21 protein-coding genes and 3 tRNA genes are annotated in these 21,372 nt (G+C 40.8%); 12 read left to right on the top strand and 12 right to left on the bottom strand.

Features of this window, described 5'->3' with window-relative positions; translation table 11 throughout:
* Positions 1-90 precede the first annotated feature (90 nt).
* Positions 91-627, bottom strand: a complete 537-nt coding sequence (locus tag TOL9009_RS0113975; RefSeq protein WP_029633358.1) for a histidine kinase — start codon at positions 625-627, stop codon at positions 91-93.
* Positions 628-982: 355 nt separating this feature from the next.
* Between TOL9009_RS0113975 and TOL9009_RS0113980 the strand changes: the two genes are divergently transcribed.
* From TOL9009_RS0113980 to TOL9009_RS0113990, 3 genes are all read left to right on the top strand, one after another.
* On the top strand, positions 983-1,204 hold the full coding sequence (locus TOL9009_RS0113980; protein WP_029633359.1) for a hypothetical protein: 222 nt from the start codon (positions 983-985) through the stop codon (positions 1,202-1,204).
* Positions 1,205-1,377: 173 nt separating this feature from the next.
* Complete coding sequence (locus TOL9009_RS42155; RefSeq protein ID WP_063628687.1) at positions 1,378-1,752, top strand: type II toxin-antitoxin system VapC family toxin; 375 nt, start codon at positions 1,378-1,380, stop codon at positions 1,750-1,752.
* 199 nt (positions 1,753-1,951) lie between these two features.
* Positions 1,952-2,896, top strand: a complete 945-nt coding sequence (locus TOL9009_RS0113990; RefSeq protein ID WP_029633360.1) for an ADP-ribosylglycohydrolase family protein — start codon at positions 1,952-1,954, stop codon at positions 2,894-2,896.
* A gap of 108 nt (positions 2,897-3,004) precedes the next feature.
* On the opposite strand, the gene TOL9009_RS47275 is transcribed toward TOL9009_RS0113990, so the two are convergent.
* From TOL9009_RS47275 to TOL9009_RS0114005, 3 genes are all read right to left on the bottom strand, one after another.
* Positions 3,005-4,051, bottom strand: coding sequence for a hypothetical protein (locus TOL9009_RS47275; protein WP_029633361.1), 1,047 nt, complete (start codon positions 4,049-4,051; stop codon positions 3,005-3,007).
* 20 nt (positions 4,052-4,071) lie between these two features.
* Positions 4,072-4,959, bottom strand: coding sequence for a hypothetical protein (locus tag TOL9009_RS0114000; RefSeq protein WP_029633362.1), 888 nt, complete (start codon positions 4,957-4,959; stop codon positions 4,072-4,074).
* Positions 4,960-5,088: 129 nt separating this feature from the next.
* Positions 5,089-5,748 carry an Npun_F0813 family protein gene (locus TOL9009_RS0114005; RefSeq protein ID WP_029633363.1) on the bottom strand — a complete coding sequence of 220 codons (660 nt, stop codon included), beginning with the start codon at positions 5,746-5,748 and terminating at the stop codon, positions 5,089-5,091.
* A gap of 311 nt (positions 5,749-6,059) precedes the next feature.
* Between TOL9009_RS0114005 and TOL9009_RS0114010 the strand changes: the two genes are divergently transcribed.
* Positions 6,060-6,133: transfer RNA gene (locus TOL9009_RS0114010), tRNA-Arg, on the top strand.
* A gap of 2 nt (positions 6,134-6,135) precedes the next feature.
* Here TOL9009_RS0114010 and TOL9009_RS39115 read toward each other — a convergent pair.
* The gene (locus tag TOL9009_RS39115) at positions 6,136-6,684 is read right to left on the bottom strand and encodes an HNH endonuclease (RefSeq protein WP_051502895.1); all 549 of its coding nucleotides are present in this window, start codon (positions 6,682-6,684) and stop codon (positions 6,136-6,138) included.
* A gap of 163 nt (positions 6,685-6,847) precedes the next feature.
* Between TOL9009_RS39115 and TOL9009_RS0114020 the strand changes: the two genes are divergently transcribed.
* The gene (locus TOL9009_RS0114020; RefSeq protein ID WP_029633364.1) at positions 6,848-7,057 is read left to right on the top strand and encodes a hypothetical protein; all 210 of its coding nucleotides are present in this window, start codon (positions 6,848-6,850) and stop codon (positions 7,055-7,057) included.
* 53 nt (positions 7,058-7,110) lie between these two features.
* The gene (locus TOL9009_RS0114025; protein WP_072022133.1) at positions 7,111-7,482 is read left to right on the top strand and encodes a hypothetical protein; all 372 of its coding nucleotides are present in this window, start codon (positions 7,111-7,113) and stop codon (positions 7,480-7,482) included.
* A 76-nt stretch (positions 7,483-7,558) separates the two neighbouring features.
* Here TOL9009_RS0114025 and TOL9009_RS0114030 read toward each other — a convergent pair whose 3' ends face one another.
* The 3 genes from TOL9009_RS0114030 to TOL9009_RS0114040 form a co-directional block, all read right to left on the bottom strand.
* Positions 7,559-8,617, bottom strand: coding sequence for a tyrosine-type recombinase/integrase (locus TOL9009_RS0114030; RefSeq protein ID WP_260675892.1), 1,059 nt, complete (start codon positions 8,615-8,617; stop codon positions 7,559-7,561).
* A gap of 279 nt (positions 8,618-8,896) precedes the next feature.
* Positions 8,897-8,968, bottom strand: a tRNA-Thr gene (locus tag TOL9009_RS0114035).
* 89 nt (positions 8,969-9,057) lie between these two features.
* Positions 9,058-9,138 (bottom strand) — tRNA-Tyr (locus tag TOL9009_RS0114040).
* Between the two features lie 152 nt (positions 9,139-9,290).
* Between TOL9009_RS0114040 and TOL9009_RS0114045 the strand changes: the two genes are divergently transcribed.
* Entirely contained in the window at positions 9,291-9,833 is a 543-nt protein-coding gene (locus tag TOL9009_RS0114045) for a Uma2 family endonuclease (protein WP_029633367.1), read from the top strand.
* 317 nt (positions 9,834-10,150) lie between these two features.
* On the opposite strand, the gene TOL9009_RS0114050 is transcribed toward TOL9009_RS0114045, so the two are convergent.
* Entirely contained in the window at positions 10,151-11,959 is a 1,809-nt protein-coding gene (locus tag TOL9009_RS0114050) for an ABC transporter ATP-binding protein (RefSeq protein WP_029633368.1), read from the bottom strand.
* Positions 11,960-12,312: 353 nt separating this feature from the next.
* On the opposite strand from TOL9009_RS0114050, the gene clpS reads away from it, so the two are divergent.
* Complete coding sequence (gene clpS / locus TOL9009_RS0114055; RefSeq protein WP_318528452.1) at positions 12,313-12,606, top strand: ATP-dependent Clp protease adapter ClpS; 294 nt, start codon at positions 12,313-12,315, stop codon at positions 12,604-12,606.
* Between the two features lie 5 nt (positions 12,607-12,611).
* A complete protein-coding gene (locus tag TOL9009_RS0114060; RefSeq protein WP_029633370.1) occupies positions 12,612-12,905 on the top strand; it encodes a DUF2103 domain-containing protein in 294 nt (97 codons plus the stop codon).
* 130 nt (positions 12,906-13,035) lie between these two features.
* On the opposite strand, the gene TOL9009_RS0114065 is transcribed toward TOL9009_RS0114060, so the two are convergent.
* Together TOL9009_RS0114065 and TOL9009_RS0114075 are read right to left on the bottom strand one after the other, a co-directional pair.
* A complete protein-coding gene (locus TOL9009_RS0114065; protein WP_029633371.1) occupies positions 13,036-13,356 on the bottom strand; it encodes a hypothetical protein in 321 nt (106 codons plus the stop codon).
* 320 nt (positions 13,357-13,676) lie between these two features.
* Positions 13,677-14,171 (bottom strand): molybdenum cofactor biosynthesis protein MoaE, encoded by a 495-nt coding sequence (locus TOL9009_RS0114075; RefSeq protein WP_029633372.1) that lies wholly within the window; start codon positions 14,169-14,171, stop codon positions 13,677-13,679.
* Between the two features lie 321 nt (positions 14,172-14,492).
* On the opposite strand from TOL9009_RS0114075, the gene TOL9009_RS45625 reads away from it, so the two are divergent.
* Both TOL9009_RS45625 and TOL9009_RS0114085 read left to right on the top strand, forming a co-directional pair.
* Positions 14,493-14,693, top strand: coding sequence for a hypothetical protein (locus TOL9009_RS45625; protein ID WP_144238235.1), 201 nt, complete (start codon positions 14,493-14,495; stop codon positions 14,691-14,693).
* A 64-nt stretch (positions 14,694-14,757) separates the two neighbouring features.
* On the top strand, positions 14,758-17,544 hold the full coding sequence (locus TOL9009_RS0114085; RefSeq protein WP_029633374.1) for a PAS domain S-box protein: 2,787 nt from the start codon (positions 14,758-14,760) through the stop codon (positions 17,542-17,544).
* On the opposite strand, the gene TOL9009_RS49325 is transcribed toward TOL9009_RS0114085, so the two are convergent.
* Entirely contained in the window at positions 17,520-17,654 is a 135-nt protein-coding gene (locus tag TOL9009_RS49325; protein WP_260675893.1) for a hypothetical protein, read from the bottom strand. The two genes, TOL9009_RS0114085 and TOL9009_RS49325, sit on opposite strands and share 25 nt — an antisense overlap.
* Positions 17,655-17,942: 288 nt before the next feature.
* Here TOL9009_RS49325 and TOL9009_RS0114090 point away from each other — a divergent pair, with 288 nt between their 5' ends.
* Positions 17,943-21,242, top strand: coding sequence for a PAS domain-containing protein (locus TOL9009_RS0114090; RefSeq protein ID WP_029633375.1), 3,300 nt, complete (start codon positions 17,943-17,945; stop codon positions 21,240-21,242).
* Positions 21,243-21,372 lie beyond the last annotated feature (130 nt).

The raw sequence follows: 21,372 nt of genomic DNA on the forward strand, positions 1-21,372 counted from the left end.
AATTATTTGAAGCTATGATTTAAACCAAAGGAGAGCGCTAAAAGTTATAGGAGTCTTGTGTGAGGAGGCTGATGGTAGATTAAATTAATTTTACTTGAAGCGAACACCGATACCACTTTGGATGCTCAGAGCAGAAGCAGAGCTATTTCTGTAGGCATCAATTCCTAAAGTAGCATTACTGTAGAGCAAGAAATTTTTAGTAACTTCAGATTCTATCCCAGCAGTTACAGCTACGCCATCTTTGTTGCCGAGGGGAGTTGGTTTGCCGTTTGCTTCCACAAAAGAGTAACCAAGACCTAAATAGGCATTGGTATTTTTAGCAATACCCACATCTGCGGAAACTTGGGGGATAATAGCAGTTGTTTCGTCGCTCCAGAGAACATGACCGCGTGCGGAAAATGGAGTATCTCCTAATTTCAGACGACCTGTAAGATTACCACCAAATGTTGCCGCATCACCTGTTTGTCCACCGTTGGTAACACCAACTCCTACACCAGCACCGACATAGCTGGCATCAGTACCATTTTTGGTTTCAGCAGAAGCTTGACCGGCAGAGAGAAAAATAGGAGCAATTACTAAAGAAGACAATGCAGAAATTGTCACAAAAGACTTGATAAAGCGCTTCATAATGTCACCGAATATGTAGGTGTTGCATTTAAACTCTAGGTCGAGAATCAATGAAAAAAGTTCCAGGAAATTTTGATACTTTCTAAATAAATTGTCACTATTAATGCACGTCACCGAGAAGCTAATTAACTACAATTATTAATTAGCTGTTTGCATTACGGAGATTTCTGTTTACATCCGGTATTTTTTCACATAAATAGACAGTTTTTCAACTGGTACAAACTTGAGAAATAAAAGTTTGTCTGGTTAAGTAAAAAAAAACAGCCTTTATTAGCGGTGTAATTTATAAATTTAGAAATAATTAGGCACTCCTAACTGAAAGTAAAATAAATTTATCCTCCACTTAAACCACATAATGGTTATCCCAGAACTCGAAAAACAACTCCTTCAGCTTTCGCCCAACGATAAACTGTATATTATCCAACTCCTGGCACAAAGCCTGACTACACACAACACCCACCCAGAACAAACCACCACACTCGTAGAATTTTTCCGTCAATCCCCCTTGGTTGGAATCGCCGAAGAACTCGATTTTAGCCGAGATCGCAGCCTACCACGCGATGATTTCAATCCATGACCTACCTCCTTGACACTTGCCTGATTTCCGAAATGGTTGCCAAACAACCAAATCAACAAGTTTTAGACTGGTTAAATGCCCAAGTGCCAGAAACACTTTAAGTAGGTTGGCGTTAAAATTTATCGTTATGACAAGGCAGGGGGCAGGGGGCAGGGAGCAGGGGGAAAAAGCATTTGAGCCTTGTTTACTTTTCTTCACACAGTTTGGTTTTATTGCGCCGACTTACTTACATCAGCGCGATCACAATTGGCGAAATAGCTAAAGGCATCAGCAAAATGACCGCATCTAAGCGGAAAAAATCTCTAACAAATTGGCTGAATGAAACTCTACCCAATCGCTTTGAACAAAGAATCTTAAGTATAGATTTCTCAACAATGGTGTTGTGGGGAAATTTAGTCGGGCAACTAGAACAGAATGGGCGCCCTTTACCCGCTATGGATTCTCTCATTGCAGCGATCGCACTTCAAAACTCTCTATCACTTGTTACTCGTAACGAAAATGATTTTGCTGGGACAGGGGTTGTGATTGTTAATCCTTGGTCTATTTAACTTCTTCACCATACTAAGTGCTAATAATGACACTCCACCAACCATGAACCAAAACCCCTGTGACTGGTTAGAAAACATCATTTCACAAGATTACTCCAGTTACGTATTATCTCGTAATTATTTTCAGAAATAAAATATGATTTTTATATCAAGTGCGGATATGAAGTTGATTGTTGAAAATTATTCCAGCGAGTAAATAATGCTAACTACTACAAAAACGTTGTCTGGTTTGATGGGTTTGTGTGTTGGTGATGCTTTAGGTGTCCCAGTGGAATTTACTAACCGTGCTGAACGAATTGCGTCTCCTGTGACATCGATGCAGGGTTACGGTACTTGGGATGTACCACCTGGCACATGGTCTGATGACAGTTCACTGACGTTTTGTTTAGCAGAATGTCTTTGTAATGGTTTTTCGTTGGATATGATCGCTAATTCATTCTGGCGCTGGTATCATGAATCGTACTGGACTGCTCATGGTGAAGTATTTGACATTGGTAATACTACATTTTTAGCGATCGCCAACTTGAAACAAGGAATTCCACCCTTGGAAGCGGGAGGAAAGACGGAAAAAAGTAACGGTAATGGCTCTTTGATGAGAATCTTACCTATGGCTTATTGTTACAAAAACTTAACTTTTGCCGAATTGATTTCGCGGGTACATCAAGTTTCTTGTATTACCCATGCTCATATGCGATCGCAAATTGCCTGTGGTATATATATCAGTATCGCAGTTTGCCTCCTAGAAGGACTTGAGCCGCAAGCAGCTTATTTACAAGGTTTAGAAAATATTCGCCAAATTTACTCTACATCTGAATACGCTTTAGAAATGCCGCATTTTTCCAGAGTCTTCAGCAGCGAAATTGACAAGTTACCACTGGAAGAAATTCGTTCTAGCGGCTATGTAATTGATACTTTAGAAGCATCACTTTGGTGTTTATTAAATAGTTCTAACTACGCCGAAGCGGTACTCAAAGCGGTAAATTTGGGTGGAGACACTGATACTACTGCCGCTGTTACTGGAGGGTTGGCAGGAATTTACTATGGAGTGGAGAATATTCCCTCAGAATGGGTTGAGCAAACTGCCCGAAAACAGGACATTATTAATTTAGCAGAGCGTTTAGCAGCAGTTGTTTACACGGTGTAGAGACGCGAAATTTCGCGTCTCTACAGAGTTAATTAATTATGCGTTGCCCGATCCCAAGAGACGTAGCAATGCTACGTCTCTACGTGTTTTCTACCAGATATCTAATGATTAAACACCAGACAAAGAATATACCTGACCATCAATTAACAATCGTGTGATCCCCTTAGCTTGCAGATGAGTTCGCGCTTTATGGAGCATTTTACTATCGGGAACTTTAATCACGCGATCGCGCTTGGTAGAAAAGCGCTTTGCTACTCGGTGGTTATCAAATATCGGCAAAGTTCTTTGCTGAGTTTCGATGGTGGGAATTTGTCCCAAATCGCCGAAATCCTTCAGGGGTCGAGTGATTAACTCTGAGGAGCGATCGATTACTAAATAGCAAGTTTTGGGCAAATGAGCTGCCGACAAGGGCAAAACTGGCACCGCTGCATCACCTAAAGCTCGTCTTGTGACTAGAGGTCTTGGCTCCTCAAAGTCGTCATCTTCATCATCGAAATCATCATCATCTAAATCGTCGTCTAGATCGTCCAAATCCTCTGATTCGTCTAGCAAGTCTTCGCCAAGCATTTGCGCTATAACGTTCGGGTCTGGACGTTCACCCTCTAACATTGGGCTAGGAATACTAGCTATTACAGTCGGCTTTTGTTCTAAAAGTTCTAATTGCTCCCCAACTGGTTGTCTTGGTATCGGTGCTGACGAACGGCGTCGCACCCGTCTGTTAGCGGCTTCTTCCTCCTCGGTTTCATCTTCTTGGTAAGGAAAATTTTCTACTACTGGCTGTGGAGGCTCAACAACTTTGACTTTTGGAGGTGTCTTGCGCGGACTTGGCAGAGAAGTTTTCGGCAATTCGGGTGGAAAGCTTTCTTCCTTGGGAGTTGCTTTCACCTCGACTTGTTTGACTTCTTTATCTTTTTGTGGTATTACCCTGGGTTGTAGTTGGTCATAGTTTACCTGCGCTCTGCCTTCGGGAGTTCGGGCAGCACGCTTTAAAGAAACGAGGTATTCATACTCGTCTTCTGGTAAAGTACTTTTGAGCAAGCGACTAATTGTCGAATTACTAACTTCATAGCGTTCTGCCAAAGTTGAAGTTGTTTCGGCAGTCTCTCGATATAATTTAAGAATTTCTTGTTTATCAGAATCTGTTAGTTTTCTCACGGTAGACACCAAAATTTTTGTTAAGCTCGTTTTCGTCCGCCCACACGCCGCGATCGGCTTAATGATGCGTCATATTCCAAGGCGGCTCCCATGCCAAATAACACTCCACTCATTACCCAAAATACCTCTAGTATCTCTCCACTTTGATAATTGGGAATCCAATTAGTGGCATATTGAAACCACATATCTGCTATGTAGAGCGAAAATGCGGCGGCGGCAATCATTCGCCAAGACAAAGAAACTCGTCCGCCCCAAAAAGCAAGCAGTAGCATGGTGGCGATAATTAACAATAACACGTCGCTGACAATGTAGATAGTACTTAAAATCAGAGCGATATTTTCTACTCGTGATGACACTTGTTCACTAATTTTATCTGCTCCTGGTGGTTGATGAGAAATCAGCCATGCCAAAGCGCTGCCAAAAGCTCCAATTGCAGACACAATCATCCACTGCCATTTTTCCAGATTGAGTCGCGAAGATGCAACTGCTAAAATCATGCCTACACCAAGGAACAAATATGTCACCACAAAAAATACATCACCTAGGGAAACGATTGGCTCTTCTTTTAATACTATTTCCGTATAGCCGAAAAATATTCCGCCAAGAAAATAAGAAAGCATCCCGATGCCAATTGCCAGCCAAACATTGCGATCGCTGACAATTTGCGGACTGCGCCAATTCCTTAAGCATAATATCCCAGCACTTAAATAAGCCAATGCTTCAAAAATATTTGTCCCAATTACGTACCATGCCGCACGACTTTGTGTGCCATCTGCTCCGGGAATTTTGGCACTAAACAACAAAAAGTACAATAGTGCCAGCATACCCCAGGCAATACTAGCTAAAACGATGTTTTGAGTGGTCAACAGTGATTTAGGAGGATATGAATTCTTGTAAGATTCTCTCATATGGCTTAACTGTATAAATACATTCACAGGAGTATTTTGGCAAAAAGGATGTGAAACTTAACGGGTTAATTTAACTTCGGAGCCTAGTAAAAAATTTTTTCACCAAAAGAACTGCCGATGATATGTTGGTTATTGCCATAGTTTACTCAGTGGAGATTGATTTAGCCAACTGATAAAGTGCGATCGCTCTGCCGATGGCATATCTTCTAATGTACCTGCCATCAGTTTGGCAAAGTTGGCATTGCCAAAATATCCTTTCCCCAATCGATGCAGCTCTTGCAAAAGCAGAATTACATGATTTTCTTGCCAAGCGGGAAGTTTGGCTAACTCCAATGGGTTGTTTGTCAGCAAGTTATGAGCTGTCTCTGATGAGGATACCTGAGGAAATTGGTTTTGTTGCAATAACTCACCAATATCTTTCTCAAATAATGACGCTTGTCGAGTCCCTAAGAACTCTTCAATGTCAATATAAACCGCTTGCAGTAGCAATAGACTCCCTTGGATCAAAATTCCTGTCTTGCTATGACTACCCGTGTCACCGTCTAGTTGCTCTAAACGGATTTTACCCCAAACGCTGTAGCGCTCCGGTTCCTCTAGTAAGACACAGGCTTTACCTCGGTTATCAGTTAATTCCCTCCATAAGGCTCTAGCTTCTTCCTCTTGATTAGCCTTGAAGACGCTAATCAAACGAAACGTTAGCCCCTGATAATGGAGGATCGGTACTTGCTGATCCTGTTTTGGGTGCTGAATCGACGATATTTCAACATCCTGCCGTTTGAGAATAAACATGGCACACCGAAATTAACTTTTGACAGGGGCATTCTTGATATGGTATCTATAATCGCACCGGGAGCTATATTAGCTCATAGTGCTTTCTTCTTGGGTTTTAGTTTGAGCGCATTTGCCCTCACCAATTCATTCACAACACAATATACAAGCAAGCAATACTCGATTTGTGAACGTTTTTCGTTTAAATTGGTAAGAACGCAACTTCTTCAAGCTACTCGAAGTGAAAATGCATAATCTATAATAGATTGCATTTTGCTAACTCTCACGTATATAATAAGAAATGACTCTCATAAGAGCTAGTAATTTATGTTGGGCGCATAGCTCAGTTGGATAGAGCAACAGATTTCTAATCTGTCGGCCGCAGGTTCGAGTCCTGCTGCGCCCGTTTTATTGTGTGGAGTTGTATTCAAGTTCTTCTGGCATAGCTAAAATAAGTCTCATTTCTGCATGGATTTCCCTGTGACAGTTGGCACAAACTAAAATACATTTGTCTAGTTCAGCTTTGGCTTTTTCAAAGCTATAGACCTTCCCTGCTGAAAGTGGCAAGTCTTTTTCTAAAGGATTTATATGGTGAAATTCTAGGGCATCTATGCAGCGATTGTAACCGCATCTTGAGCATTTGCCTCCTTTATGAGCAACACATTTTTCTTTAAACTGTCGCATTCGCTCTATAGTTTGTCTGTTGGTACAATCTTTGCAGTATGGGCTGAGGTGTTTACCATTCCTTCTTTGATAAAATGCTTCTGCTGCTAGTTGCTGTTTACATCTTGGACAAGTTTTGCTTGACTTATCTCCAACAAGCGTTAAATCAACAGTGTTATGCCTACCATAGGGTGAACAGTCAAGGCAAAATTTCCGGTTTTGAATATTTTTTAGCTTTCCCTCTATAAGTAATCTATTGGGAAATCCAGATCCACATTTTTTACACTTCGGCATTCTTTTCGTAGCTTAACTGGATATTATCAAATTATTATCCACTAATAAAGTTGCTTTGGGAAGTATTGAAAAATATCGTGGCTAAGTGCGTTAAGTATCTAATGAACCTGGGAACAATAAGACTGTACAGATAAAAATTTGTTAGTCAATTAGGTAGAAAAACATGAGTTATTCATCAAATGCATGGAATGATGCACTTTCCGAGGTTGGTGATGGTGGTGTCATAGCAAAAATTTTAGGAGTTGCATACGATTCAGCACGTTTTAAGCGATATGCCTGTGATGTTAAAGCTGCTAAAGGATGGAAAGAAGATGCGGCTAATCAGGTGATATATCAAGCTGCCACAAAAATGACGGTACAGGGGGGGGTTTAGGAATTTTTGGCGGTTTAGCTGCACTGGGTGCTGGTGGAACAGACATAACATCGTTGATGTATCATATCGTAGAAATGTGCGGCGTACTTGCTGAAATCTACGGTTTAGACACTAGCGATGACACAGTAAAAGCTTTTGTGTTAGCTGGTGCTTCAGGGGATTCTGACCTTACGGATAGAGCTTTTAAGCTTGCAGAACTAGGGATGATGAATGCTGCCGCTAGAGAAGCAGCTCTGAAGCCTTTAATAAAGACCCTCCTAGTACCTATACTGAAGGCTTTAGGGATCAAGGTTGGTGTTAGAGGTGGAATTAAGTTTGCAGAATTAATTCCTGTTGCAGGTGCGATTGTTGGTGGTGGAACAAATTGTTATATGGTTAATAGTACAGGACATAAGTTTCTAGATAAGTTAAAACGAATGAAGTAAGCTTTCAAGTCTTAGCATTTTATTTGTAGGGATAGTAGCATTTCTACTATCTCTTAGTTGCTTAATAGTGAACATGCTACAGTGGTTTAAGTTGATCTAAAACCTGAGAATCAAGATACTTTTGTTCAATCATTTCAACAGAGTTATCACACCATTTAGCCACTACAGCAGTAGGAACACCTTTAGCGATTTGTTCTGATATGAAAGTATCACGACAAGAATATGGGGTTGTTTTGCGTTCTACTAAAGAATCTACAATTTTATCCCAAGCACGGCGTGAAAAGTTCCTGTAATGTATTGATAATCCTTCTGGAGAAGGAAATACTAAAGATTCTGGTTCAGGATTTTCCGGTTTAATTTCTAAAAGTAATTGCTGTAGTTTTTGATTACAGTTAAATATTCGTTTTTTATTATTCTTAGAACCATTCACTCTGACTCTTTCACCGTTACCTACCTGAACTAATGCACCTTCAAAGGTAATCTTAGAACAATCCGATATAACATGTTTCCACTGTAAACCGATTGCTTCCGAAGGTCTACAGCCAGTTAAGAATAAAAACTCTACAAAAGGTGCATAATAGCTATAGCCTATACCTTTAGATGCTTTGTGCATTCTAAAAGCCTGGATTATTTTTTGTTTTTCCTCTTCACTGAAAGCATTAGGTTGTGAATCATCTTGCCATTTATGCTTGGGGAGTTCATTATACATTCCATCAAAAGGATTATTTGTAACTAAACCGTGTTTCATTCCCCATTTACAAGCTGCCGAAAGATACATCAGTACATCTTTTACTTGTGAATTGGTTGTTTGTTGGAACAGCGCAAGACGAATTTTTATAGGTTCATCCAATAATTGATATGAACAGCGTTTAATATGTTTTTCAAGTACAGCTAATTTATCTAGCGTTGTAGGTTTTAAAGATTGACGCTTATAGTTAATATATTCATCCCACAATTCTGAAATTGTTGATACCTTCTGTACTTCCTTTCGATTAACTATAGATAAATGTCTTTGTTGTTTGTACTTTGCCAATGTTTCATCAAAGTTACCAGCAAGTATATCTAGTTCTATTTCCTTTGCCTTTTGTTCTGCTAACTTAAAATTATCTGGGGTGTCGGCTAAACCAAGCACCATATATCTTTTATTGTTACCACATACTTGCCTTGGGAGTCTCAACCGTAATCTATCTTGAAAAGATTCGATACCTACCGAACCCTTGGTAGCTTTCTGTGTTGTGTTCATGCTCTTATTTTGGCTATGAATATCATGTGTTCTACAAAATCATAGCCAAATCATAGCCAAAAAACAAGTAGGATATCCAAATAATAGACAAAAAAAGCAAGATAGGATGCTCAAAAAGGAGAATTTGAACATCCTATTGGCTGAAACCCTTGATTTTTCGTTCAATAAAAAAGCCCGTGACGAGGATTGAACTCGTGACCTCACCCTTACCAAGGGTGTGCTCTACCACTGAGCCACACGGGCAAAACGCTTTAAATATTGTAAGTGTTGATTTCTCAACTATGCTAACGCATAATTCAATTTAAAATCAACACTTTTTATTTATAGTGAGATGGGCCGAGCTGGATTTGAACCAGCGTAGCTTTCGCAACGGATTTACAGTCCGTCTCCATTAACCACTCGGACATCGACCCATTTGGCTCACGATTTATAATAGTAGCATAAGGTTTTGGAAATGCCAATAGTTTTTGCACTCTAATTTTGGGAAGGCATTAATTGTCAGGCATCGCCGCAACAGAACGTAGAATAAAGCTAGGTTTACTGTTGTAATGTGAGCGATTCGGCAATGAAGACGCTAGCTAAGTGGTCTGTGGATGACTATCATCGCATGGTTCAAGCGGGAATTCTGAGCGATCGCCGTGTAGAATTGCTCTTTGGGGAAATTGTTGAAATGAGTCCAGAAACCCCGATTCATTACAGTACCGCAAAACGAGGCACGAAATACCTAGAGGAATTACTCTTAGGTAAAGCCGATGTTCGTTTTAATGGACCGATTACTTTATCTAACTCTGAACCTGAACCAGATATAGCGATCGCACGACTACCAGAGTCAGCTTACAACAATCGCCATCCTGCACCTGAAGATATCTTTTGGGTGGTAGAGGTTGCCAAGACAAGCTTGAAGAAAGATTTAGAATTGAAAGCTTCTATTTACGCTGCTGCTGAAATTCCAGAATATTGGGTTTTGGATTTATCTGCAAAGCAAATAATTGTATTTCGAGAACCCAAAAACGGGAAGTATGCTAAAGAACAAATTCTTGTGCAGGGAACAATTACACCGTTGGCATTTTTAGACATTGAGGTATCGGTTGAGAAACTGTTGGGTTGAGTGCGATCGCCTCCTTAGTGGTGTTGTCTTGGGTTTTGCTTCGCTCCACATTCCTTATAAACTATGGACTGTCTCAGTTGTAGTCTAAGCAGTTGGGTTTCGCTTTGCTCTACCCAACCTACGAACTTGTTCTAGTTGGAGCGATAAATCTTGTTAGGGTACATTGTGACATTTGATAGGGGCAATGTCTGACGACAAGCCGCTTTGCGTCTACCCATGAGAGCAATATAAATTAAAAATTTCCGTACAATCATCCTTTTGAGGATATTATACGGAAAAAATTCTGATGTTATTGAGGGGAAAAATTACCTAAAAGGTTAACTCAACAATTCTCCAGTCTCTTGCAGAGAGTGCAAACGGTGGTAAATTCCTTCATGACGCAACAATTCATCATGACTACCCACTTCAACAATCCTACCTTGATCTAGAACCACAATCCTATCTGCTTCGCGTACTGTACTCAAACGGTGAGCAATAATTATTGTAGTCCGAGTTCCTTGAATCGATCGCATGGCTAATTGAATCAATCTCTCAGACTCGTAATCTAAGCTAGATGTCGCTTCGTCAAATACTAATACATCTGGTTCAACTAATAGCGCTCTAGCAATTCCTAAACGCTGTCTTTGTCCTCCAGATAACCTAACACCACGTTCACCGACAACTGTGTAATAACCTTCGGGTAAAGAGCGAATTACGTCATCTAATTTGGCAATTCTACAAGCTTCTTCAACTTGGTGAAAACTCGCTTCTCGATTGCCATATCTTAAATTATCCAACAAAGTACCGTTAAAAACGTCTACTTCTTGGTGAACGATCGCTAAACGTCGGCGATAATTACCAACATCTAATGTGACAATATCTTCCCCATCAATTAATATCCTTCCCTGATTCGGCTCAAAATAGCGAAACAGCAATTTCACTAAAGTAGATTTCCCCGAACCTGAGCGCCCAACCAGCGCTACTGTCTGATATGGTTCTATTAACAAGTTGATGTCTTCCAGAACCGGACGGTTAGCATCATACCCAAAAGTTACATGAGAAAACTCAATTTTGCCGGTAAAACTATAAGTTGATTCACTCTCTACCAAACTAGCTGCATCTACCCCAATCGGCTGTTGCATTAATTCGTGATACCCCAACATTGAAGCATAACGACGGGTAAAAACTTCCGCAAGGCTGCTGATAGGTTCCAACTCGGCATAAGCCATGCTAGAAACTGTTAAAGTCGTGATAAAGTGTCCTAAGGAAATTTCACCTTTTACCGTCGCTGCTAAAGTTAAACCTAGTATTGCAAACACACAAAATTGAACGAATGCTGTTCTAAAAGTACCTAACTTGATATAACCAACATGGATGCGGTAATCAGCTACTTTAAACTCGCGATTAAGTCGTTGTTTTTGGCGTTTGAATTCTAGCCGTTCTGTGGCAAATGCTTTAACTGTTTTGATGTTAGTGATAATTTCGGAATTGCGGCTTTGGGTATTTTCCATGTATTTATCTAGCCGTTTTTCTTGTTCCATCAGCTTCTTTAAATCTTTCATATTGAAGCTAATGATTGCCACGAACGAAATCAAAAATAGTATAGCAATACGCCATTCTATCAACAAGATGACTACAAAAATTCCCAATACTCTAAACAGTTTAGGAATCATTTGTCCGGCAACTTCCGGATAAGTCCAAGTGTGATTTTCTAAACCTCTAGATATTTTACCTGCAATGCGTCCAGGATTGTTTTCATCGTAAAATTCTAGCGGCAAGGTGAGTATTTTCGCTACCGTTTTTTTTAAGTTATCTCGTCTGGTACGCAAAGCAATATCCCAATGAAACCACCAAGTTGACCAGATTTGAATCGGCGCTCTGACAACGGTAACTAAGAAGATTACAGTCATTAGTACCAGAAGCGATGATAACCGATTTTGTGGTAAGTTAGTCAGGTTAGTAATTGCAGCGATCGCATTCTCTATTACATTATCTAGCGGTTGTCCCGAAAGTACGTTTAAAATCTGTCCTGTGGCATATGGTACAACCAAATCGATAATTTCAAAGATGCTCGCTGCGGCAATACTAAATATAACCGCTACTCGATAGCGATCGTAATATTTGAGAATGTCTCTAAATTTTGCCATGATGCACTCTATTTGATGACTACAGACGTTCCGCACCGAATGTCTGTAAAAAAGTGATGATTTGTGTTTTAACTATTTACTATTTGACGTTGCACTTAAGCCACTGACTTTTAATACTACTACATACTACATTGTAGTCAATACTGAAAAAAGTAAATCATCCTTTGGGAGTAGCTGATCAAAAAAGTTGGTTAATGGTTGTTGATTGTCAAAAATTACTCATACCTACCACTAGCCACTATCCATTACCCACTAGCCACTATCCACCATCTATGAACTAAACTAGTAATTTGTAGTGTAGTTTTGTAAAATACTGTTCTATGGTTCCCAGACTTTCAGCAGCTGTTTACGGGATGGCGACAGCACCAACTGTAGCTCCTGAACGGTCTAGTCAAGCTACTCAAAAGCTTTATCCAAACTTTAAAGTTATTGTTTTAAATGATGATTTTAATACATTTCAGCATGTGGCTGAATGTTTGGTAAAGTATATTCCAGGTATGACACCCGATCGCGCTTGGGATTTGACTAACCAGGTACATTATGAAGGTCAAGCGATCGTTTGGGTTGGTCCACAAGAACCAGCGGAACTGTATCATCAACAGTTGCGTCGGGCTGGCTTAACAATGGCTCCTTTAGAAGCGGCATAATCACAATGGGCAAACCTAAGGATGCCAGATTAGTTTGGAATCACTCAACCCACATTCCCGGTCTTATCCCCATTTTAGAACGTCTCTGCCAGCACGAGGGACTGCAAACTGTCACGCCGGGAGTGATTGGACGAGTGAGAGGTCACTGCCCAAAAATGCAATTGCGCGTGTCTGTACCGATTCGCGGAGGTTTTAAGGTAATTGCACGTCAAGGTAAAACGGTGCAAGAGGTGTTTATCCTGACCATTTTGGATCAGGATAAACTCGAAGAAGCGATCGCGATCGCTATGAGAAAGTAATAGACAACCGATGTGGAAATTAATTACGCATTACCCAAAACCCTAAGAGACTACCAAGTGCTACGTCTCTACATTTTTTCCACTTCTTGTGTCTAATAGTAATTTGTCTCTAGTCACAAATAACAAATAACTATTCTTCAACCTTATGCACTGCAAATTTGTGTAGCGGCAGACTGAGAATGCAAGAAAATGTTAATAAATATGACAATGCTGTTGTCATTCTCAACGACATCACTACTGCTGACCATTCCGGTAAAATTACTTTCTCTATACCAAAAGCAACGCAGTAAACTAACCAGTAAGTAAAGCTCATTCTTAACAGAATTCGTTCTGTTTCTTCCCATTCATTTTTTTCTTGCTTGCGATCCCACAGAAGCAACAAACCAGCAATACAAGCCACAAAAGAAACAGCAACGACAAATTCGTGACAAATTAAGTTGACTGAATGCATGTTTGGATGTCCCAACTTTTTCCGATTGTTGATCAGTCTAAAGGAATAGTCGTTTGGGATACAAAAAACTTTTACAAACTGCAATATCAACCGAGAAAAATGTAAACAATTAAAACAAATTATGAAGGTGGGGAATTGGGCAATGGGCAATGGGCAATGGGCAATGGGCAATGGGCAATGGGCAATGGGCAATGGGCAATGGGCAATGGGCAATGGGCAATGGGCAATGGGAATAAAAAGAAGTTTTAGAATTTCACTTAAACGATGCCCCATGCCCCATGCCCCATGCCCCATGCCCCATGCCCCATGCCCAATCTTGTTTATTCACAATCTTGAACTTCACAAGCACCAATGCTTACCCAGGTACTCGAACCGTCTTGCCAATGTTCTTTTTTCCATATCGGTGCAGTATGTTTGAGGGTATCAATAGCATAACGGCAAGCTTCAAAGGCTTCACGGCGATGAGGACAACCCACCGCTACTAAAACGCTGATTTCGCCGACTTTTAAGTGCCCAACGCGATGATAAATCACAACTCGACTCACATCAGACCAAGAGGAGCGAATATCAGCCGCAATTTGATAAAATACCCGTAGCGCCATCGGTTCGTAAGCTTGGTACTCCAGTGACATCACAGCTTTACCATCTGTTTGATTGCGAACCATTCCACTCATCAGCACGATCGCACCATTGGCTTGATCGTCTGCTCTAGCATAGGCTTCCTCAACAGACAAAGGTGCAAAAGTAATCGCAAAGCTATCTTCAGCACTTGGTTTAATCGCAAAGGCAGGTGTTGTTGTCTTAACTGAGTTCATTTTATTCGGCATCAGTATCTAGTCTTCAGTTTAAGCTTTGCTGGCACCCTGCTTAATTTAAACAGACAAGGAGTAGGCTTTCTTGCAGGGGGACAGGGGGACTCCTTGAAAATAAGGAGAATAATTCTTCTTTCTCCCCATCCCTTTATAACTTCATCTATACTATAAATACTAAGTAGTTCAACGTAAAATTTTAGTTTTAAGAGCTTTTTTGTTAAAAAGAATGCTAATAAATACGTAATTGATGCATCGATTACGTGCATTTGCGGGATTTTAGCAATAAACCTGTCATCCTCCTAAAGAGATATTACTATAGTGACAGTGAGGAGCTTATCTGCTGAGTGTTTTAGATATCCTGATAGTAAAGTGTTTGAAGCTTTAAGTAAAGCGATCGCATTCTTTGTAGCTATGTGGGCAAACCAAGCGCAAGGCAAGTTTTTGGCATATGTGTATGGCTGTGAGAAAAATTTTAGGTATGTAGCATTCTCAAGCTATCACCCTTACACCTTCCCTGCTTGTTGAAGCGAACAACAACCATAAATAAGACAAGGGCAAGTTGTAATTAAGTAATTGTTAGGAAAGTTTTATGAATACCTTAACTGTTAAAAACGAAGCAAGAAGACTTGAGGCTTTGCGTCAGTATCAAATTCTCGACACTCCACCAGAACAGGTATTTGACGATCTGGCATTTTTAGCCGCGCAAATTTGTGGCACAGCGATCGCCGTAATTAATCTCATAGACAGTAAACGTCACTGGTTCAAAGCCAAAATCGGGCTGGATGTACAGCAAATGCCTAGAGATATTGGGTTTTGTCCGTTTTGCATCGAAGAAGAAGATGCTTTGGTTATTCCGGATACCTTGGCTGATAAACGATATGCTTCAGCTAGTGTAGTTACCTCTGAACCTTATGTAAGATTTTACGCTGGTATACCTTTAATAACACCAAGCGGAGAAGCGATCGGGACTTTGTGTGTAGTCGATCAAAAACCACGCCAAATTAATGACGAACAATTAGAAGGACTCAAAGCTATTAGCCGTCTGATAATTAGACAATTAGAAATCCGGCGAAATTTAACTGAATTAGCAAGCATTAAAACTGACTATAAGCAAGCAAAAGAAGAACTGCGTCAAAGTGAATGTACCCTGCGAAGCTTTTTTGACAGCGCACCAATGATGATGGGAACTGTGGAGTTAAGGTATGATGACATCCGGCATATTTCTGACAATGCTGCTAGCGCCAAATTTTTTGGATTCACTCCAAAAGGGATGAAAAATCGCTTTGCGAGCAATATGGGTATGCCTCAAAAGTATGTACGTCAGTGGATTAATCACTACCGTCAAGCAGAAAAAACGCGATCGCCTGTCAGCTTTGAATATCTTCACGAAACTAGAGATGCTAATAAATGGCTCAGAGCTACTGTCTCTTCAATTACTTCATGTTGCCATAGCCCTCTGAGATTTGCTTATATAGTTGAGGATATCACAGAACGCAAGCAAGCCGAAAAAGAACGCTTGCAAATATTAGCGCGGGAACAAGCAACACAAAATAGAATTACAAATATTTTTGCAAGTATCGCCGATGGCTTTTTTGCTTTAGATAATGAATGGCGCTTCACCTATATTAATAAACAAGCCGAGCCGCTATTACAAAGAAGCAAAGAAGAATTACTTGGTAGAAATATTTGGGATGAGTTTCCCGAAGCTGTGGATTCTACATTTTACCGAGAATATCACTCTTCAATAACTCAGCAAATTAGCGTTGAATTTGAAGAATTCTACCTGCCATTTGATGCATGGTTTGCAATACATGCCTATCCATCGAAAGAAGGACTATATGTTTATTTTCGAGACATTACCAAACGCAAACAAGCAGAACAAAAAGTCCGCGAGCAAGCAGCATTACTTGATATCTCTACAGATGCAATTGTTGTACGAGATTTATCCAAAAAAATTTTATTATGGAACAAAAGCGCCGAAAAGCTTTATGGTTGGAAAGCTGAAGAAGCTATAGGCAAGAATATTAATCAATTCGATAATGAAAGTTTCCCGCAGCAAGAAATTTATAAGATTGTTTTGTCAGTTGGAAATTGGCAGGGAGAGTTACAAAAGCAGACTAAATCAGGGAAAAAAATCATCGTTGAAAGTCGTTGGACTTTAGTTCGCGATGAGCATCAAAAAGCTAAATCAATTTTGATTGTAGATACTGACATAACACAAAAAAAACAAATAGAGACGCAATTTTTACGTGCCCAGCGGATGGAGAGTCTCGGCACACTAGCAAGTGGTATTGCTCATGATTTAAATAATATGCTGTCACCGATTTTAATGTCAGTGCCACTGTTAAAGGCAAAACTTTCGGATGAGCGCAGTGTCAAGGTACTATCGATAGTAGAAAACAACGCCAAACGTGGTGCAAATTTGGTTAAACAAGTGCTTTCTTTTGCGCGGGGAATTGAAGGCGATCGCACTGTGCTTCAGCTAAAACATCAGATTTTAGAAATGAAGCAAATTATGGAGCAAACATTTCCCAAATCAATTACACTTGAGAAAGAAATTCAACCAGACTTATGGCATATTTGTGGCGATAGCACCCAAATACATCAGGTATTGATGAATTTGTGCGTCAATGCTCGTGATGCTATGCCCAATGGTGGCACATTAAACATTTCTGCTAAGAATATTTTCATTGATGAAAACTTTGCCAGAATGCATCTTGATGCGAAAGTTGGTTATTATATACTCTTGAGCGTTGCAGATACAGGAATTGGCATTTCTCAAGAAATATTAGAGAGAATTTTTGAGCCATTTTTCACCACAAAAGAGTTTGGTAAAGGTACAGGTTTAGGACTTTCAACAGTAATGGGTATTGTTAAAGGTCATGGAGGCTTTATCACCGTATCAAGTGCGATCGCTAAAGGCACAAAATTTCAAATTTATTTCCCAGCGATGAATACAGATGCAATCCGGGAAGAAGAAAATCAGGAAATACTTACCGGACATGAAGAATTAATTTTGATTGTCGATGATGAAGCCTCGATTCGGGAGATTACCACAACCTCTTTAGAAAAATATAACTACAAAGCAATTACAGCAAGTGATGGCATTGAAGCGATCGCACTGTACGCCCAGCATAAAAACGAAATTAAAGCCGCAATTATTGATATAATGATGCCCAACATGGATGGAGCCACCACCATTAAGACTTTGAAAAAAATGAATCCGCTACTGCCTATTATTGCAGTCAGTGGATTGCCAACAAGCGAGCAAGTCTTATTAAATAAAACATCTCAGCACGCAGCCTTTTTGCCAAAACCCTATACGACACAAGAATTATTACAAAGTTTATATCAAATCATTGGGCATGGGGCATAGGGCATAGGGCATAGGGCATAGGGCATAGGGCATGGGGCATAGGGCATAGGGCATAGGGCATAGGGCATAGGGCATGGGGCATAGGGCATTGGGCATAGGGCATAGGGCATTGGGCATCGGTTAAGAGTTTATAATTCATAATATTAAGGTTTTGAGCCGATTAAGCTAAAACTTAGTGCTTGAAACTGGAAATTTCTCGTTTTTATCGTTACAAGGCAGAGCTTTGTAATGTAACTACAGAGGCTCTGCCTAGGGTAAAATCTGGAGCTTCAGACTGACTCCGGTAAGCATTCCCAGTCTGTGACTGTTCAAGAGTTAACGAGTTACAATGCCCAATGCCCAATGCCCAATGCCCAATGCCCAATGCCCAATGCCCAATGCCCAATGCCCAATGACCTATGCCAAACCTAATTCTGGTTGTAGACGACGACGATTTATTAAGAGTACAGCTGTGCGACTTGATGCAACAAGCAGGATATCAGGTGGCACAAGCAAGTAATGGTTCCGAAGCGCTAGCTGCTTATACTCGCCTACAGCCAGAAATAGTGCTGATTGATGCTATCATGCCGGTGATGGATGGATTTACCTGCTGCACTGAATTACAAAAACTTCCTGGTGGTGCGAATACACCCATTTTAATGATTACCGCTCTTGAGAATCAAGCATTTGTAGAGCGAGCTTTTGCAGTCGGTGCGACTGACTATATTACCAAACCGATTCAATGGGAAGTATTGCGTCAACGAGTTAGCCGTTTGATCAAAGCTAGTCTTCATGTGAAAACATTACGACAGCAAACAGAGCAAGCGCAACTGCAAGAAGCGCAATTGCGGATGGCATTAGATGCAGCTCGCATGGCTACTTGGGATTGGGATGTCGTCACCAATCAAATAACTTGGTCGGATAACTTAGAAGTACTGTTTGGCTTGGAACAAGGTAGTTTTGAGACTACTTATGCAACTTTTATTGAGTGTGTACATCCCGAAGATCGCAATTATATCAGCCGCTCGGTAATCGAGGCAATTCAAAAAGAGGCAGAATACGACATCGAATATCGCTTTGTTGCCCGTGATGGTAGCCTGCGTTGGGCAGCAAGTAAAGGAGTTGTTTTTCGTGACTCCTCCGGGATGGCACAGCGAATGTCTGGAGTGACAATCGACATCACCAAGGGCAAGCAAGCGGAAGAAAGGCTGGAACTTTACGCTTCACGGCAAGCGTTGGTGGCAGAACTTAGCCAAAGCGCTTTAGCTGGGACAGATTTAACTACATTAATGAATTCAGCCGTGACGGTGATTGCCCAATCGCTGAAAGTTGAGTATTGCAAAGTTTTGGAACTACTGGCTAACGGTGAGGCATTATTGTTACGGGCGGGTGTAGGGTGGCAAGCAGGGCTAGTAGGAAAGGCAACCGTGGGTGCCGACATAAATTCCCAAGCTGGGTACACTTTGTTTGCCAAAAAGCCAGTTATTGTCAAAAACTTGCGTAGAGAAACTAGGTTCACAGGACCGCAGCTACTGTATGACCATCGGGTAGTTAGCGGTATGAGTGTTATTATTGAAGGTCAAGAGCGTCCTTTTGGCGTTTTAGGCGCACACACAACACAAGCACGCAACTTCAGCCGAGACGAAATTTATTTTCTCCAAGCTATTGCCAATATTCTGGCTACAGCCATTGACCGTCAAAAGATGGAAGATGCTCTCAAAGAAAGTGAGCAACGCTGGCACTTAGCTGTGCAGGGTACTAATGATGGTATCTGGGATTGGAACGTTAAAACGTCAGAAGTTTTTTTCTCAACTCGCTGGAAAGAAATGCTCGGTTATGAAGAGCAAGAGATTTCCAACCATTTAGATGAATGCTTAACACGAATACATCCTGATGATATCGTTCGGGTGAAACAAGTTATTCAAGACCACTTTGCCAAAAGAACCCCGTTTTACATCAGTGAGCATCGAGTGCGATGTAAAGATAATACTTACAAATGGATTTTAGCTCGCGGTCAGGCACATTGGAATGAAGACAATAATGTAATCAGAATGGTTGGTTCTTATACAGATATTACTGAGCGGAAACTATCAGAAGATCAACTGCATCAGAGTGAAGAGCGTTTCCAGATAGTTGTTCGTGCTACCAATGATGTTGTCTGGGACTGGAATTTATTGACAAATCAGATGTGGTGGAATCAAAATGTGCAGACACTTGGTTACTCGACAGAGAATATTAGTTTAGATACTAAGTGGTGGCGCGATCGCTTACACCCAGAAGATAGACAGAGGGTTGTTTCTAATATGAACGCAGCGATCGCTCTTTGTCAGCAATTCTGGTCGAATGAATACCGCTTTCTGCGTGGCGATAAATCTTATGCTGATATTTTAGATCGTGGTTATGTCGTTTATGACAATACTGGCAAGGCAGTGCGGATAATTGGGGCGATGATGGATATGAGCGATCGCAAGCGAGTAGAAGAAGAATTACTCAAACAAAACATGCGATCGCAATTGTTCAACGATATCACCGTCAAAATTCGTGAGTCTTTAGATATTGATGAAATTCTCCACACCAGCGTCAGCGAAGTGTTACAACTGCTACACGCTGACCGTGTACTTATATTTCGGTTGTGGTCGGATCGTTCGGGAACGGTAGTGAAAGAAGCTGTAGTTCCGGGTTTTCCAGTACTTCAGGCACGGGATATTATCGACCCTTGCTTTAGTGAAAATTACATGGAAAAATATCGCAATGGCAGAATTGGTTCTATTCACGACATAGACAACACTAACATCGATCCTTGCTATTATGAAATGCTGCAATCGTTTGGTGCTAAAGCTAATTTAGTTGTGCCGATTCTGTTTAAAAATCAACTTTGGGGACTGCTAATCGCTCATCAGTGCGCTTATCCCCGCAACTGGACTACCTGGGAAACACAATTTTTACGACAACTAGCAGATCAAATTGGTATTGCTGTCTCCCAAGGGCAACTTTTAGAACAAGAAAAAAGACAACGCGAAGAATTAGCCCGTTCCAATGACGAATTGCAACAATTTGCTTTTATCGCTTCCCACGATTTACAAGAACCACTGCGGAAAATCAAAACATTTGGCGATCGCTTAAAAGCTACTTGCGGCAATGCATTCACTGAACAAGGAAGCGATTACCTAGAAAGAATGCAAAACGCGGCTCAACGAATGCAAACTTTGATTGAAGATTTGCTGACACTTTCACGAGTTAGCACCAGAACACAACCTTTTATATCTGTAAATTTAGCAAAAATAACACAAGAGGTCTTGTCTGATTTAGAAGTGACTATCCAGCAATCTGGTGCATGTGTGGAGGTAGGTGAGTTATCTACCGTTATTGGCGATCCATTCCAGATGCGACAATTGTTACAAAACTTGATCGGCAACGCTTTAAAATTTCACCGTCCACAAGAACCGCCTTATGTCAAAATCTACAGTGAAGTTACTAGAGAAATTAACGGTTTAGAACTTTGTCAGCTCCAGATCGAAGATCGAGGTATTGGATTTGACGAAAAGTACCTTAGTCGCATCTTTAACGTTTTTCAACGTCTCCACGGTCGCAGCGAATATGAAGGCACCGGCATCGGTTTAGCTATCTGCCGCAAAATTGCCGAACGTCATAACGGAAGTATTACAGCCACAAGTATACCAGGACACGGAGCAAAATTTATTGTTACTCTACCGATGTAATTTGCTATCGTTATTTTTTATTGCTGTCCACAGCTTATCCATACCCCCATAGAGATATTTAAATACAACACTACTTATTCAGAGGGGGAAAGGGGAAAGGGGAAAGGGGAAAGGGGAAAGGGGAAGAAGT

Source organism: [Scytonema hofmanni] UTEX 2349 (assembly GCF_000582685.1).
GTDB classification, from domain to species: Bacteria; Cyanobacteriota; Cyanobacteriia; order Cyanobacteriales; family Nostocaceae; genus Hassallia; species Hassallia hofmanni.

Coding starts and splice junctions, on each gene's coding strand:
- TOL9009_RS0113975 (WP_029633358.1), bottom strand. CDS start 627: ATGAAGCGCTTTATCAAGTCTTTTGTGACAATTTCTGCATTGTCTTCT.
- TOL9009_RS0113980 (WP_029633359.1), top strand. CDS start 983: ATGGTTATCCCAGAACTCGAAAAACAACTCCTTCAGCTTTCGCCCAAC.
- TOL9009_RS0113990 (WP_029633360.1), top strand. CDS start 1,952: ATGCTAACTACTACAAAAACGTTGTCTGGTTTGATGGGTTTGTGTGTT.
- TOL9009_RS0114000 (WP_029633362.1), bottom strand. CDS start 4,959: ATGAGAGAATCTTACAAGAATTCATATCCTCCTAAATCACTGTTGACC.
- TOL9009_RS0114005 (WP_029633363.1), bottom strand. CDS start 5,748: ATGTTTATTCTCAAACGGCAGGATGTTGAAATATCGTCGATTCAGCAC.
- TOL9009_RS39115 (WP_051502895.1), bottom strand. CDS start 6,684: ATGCCGAAGTGTAAAAAATGTGGATCTGGATTTCCCAATAGATTACTT.
- TOL9009_RS0114020 (WP_029633364.1), top strand. CDS start 6,848: ATGAGTTATTCATCAAATGCATGGAATGATGCACTTTCCGAGGTTGGT.
- TOL9009_RS0114030 (WP_260675892.1), bottom strand. CDS start 8,617: ATGGTGCTTGGTTTAGCCGACACCCCAGATAATTTTAAGTTAGCAGAA.
- TOL9009_RS0114045 (WP_029633367.1), top strand. CDS start 9,291: ATGAAGACGCTAGCTAAGTGGTCTGTGGATGACTATCATCGCATGGTT.
- TOL9009_RS0114050 (WP_029633368.1), bottom strand. CDS start 11,959: ATGGCAAAATTTAGAGACATTCTCAAATATTACGATCGCTATCGAGTA.
- clpS (WP_318528452.1), top strand. CDS start 12,313: ATGGCGACAGCACCAACTGTAGCTCCTGAACGGTCTAGTCAAGCTACT.
- TOL9009_RS0114060 (WP_029633370.1), top strand. CDS start 12,612: ATGGGCAAACCTAAGGATGCCAGATTAGTTTGGAATCACTCAACCCAC.
- TOL9009_RS0114065 (WP_029633371.1), bottom strand. CDS start 13,356: ATGCATTCAGTCAACTTAATTTGTCACGAATTTGTCGTTGCTGTTTCT.
- TOL9009_RS0114075 (WP_029633372.1), bottom strand. CDS start 14,171: ATGAACTCAGTTAAGACAACAACACCTGCCTTTGCGATTAAACCAAGT.
- TOL9009_RS0114085 (WP_029633374.1), top strand. CDS start 14,758: ATGAATACCTTAACTGTTAAAAACGAAGCAAGAAGACTTGAGGCTTTG.
- TOL9009_RS49325 (WP_260675893.1), bottom strand. CDS start 17,654: ATGCCCTATGCCCTATGCCCAATGCCCTATGCCCCATGCCCTATGCCC.
- TOL9009_RS0114090 (WP_029633375.1), top strand. CDS start 17,943: ATGCCAAACCTAATTCTGGTTGTAGACGACGACGATTTATTAAGAGTA.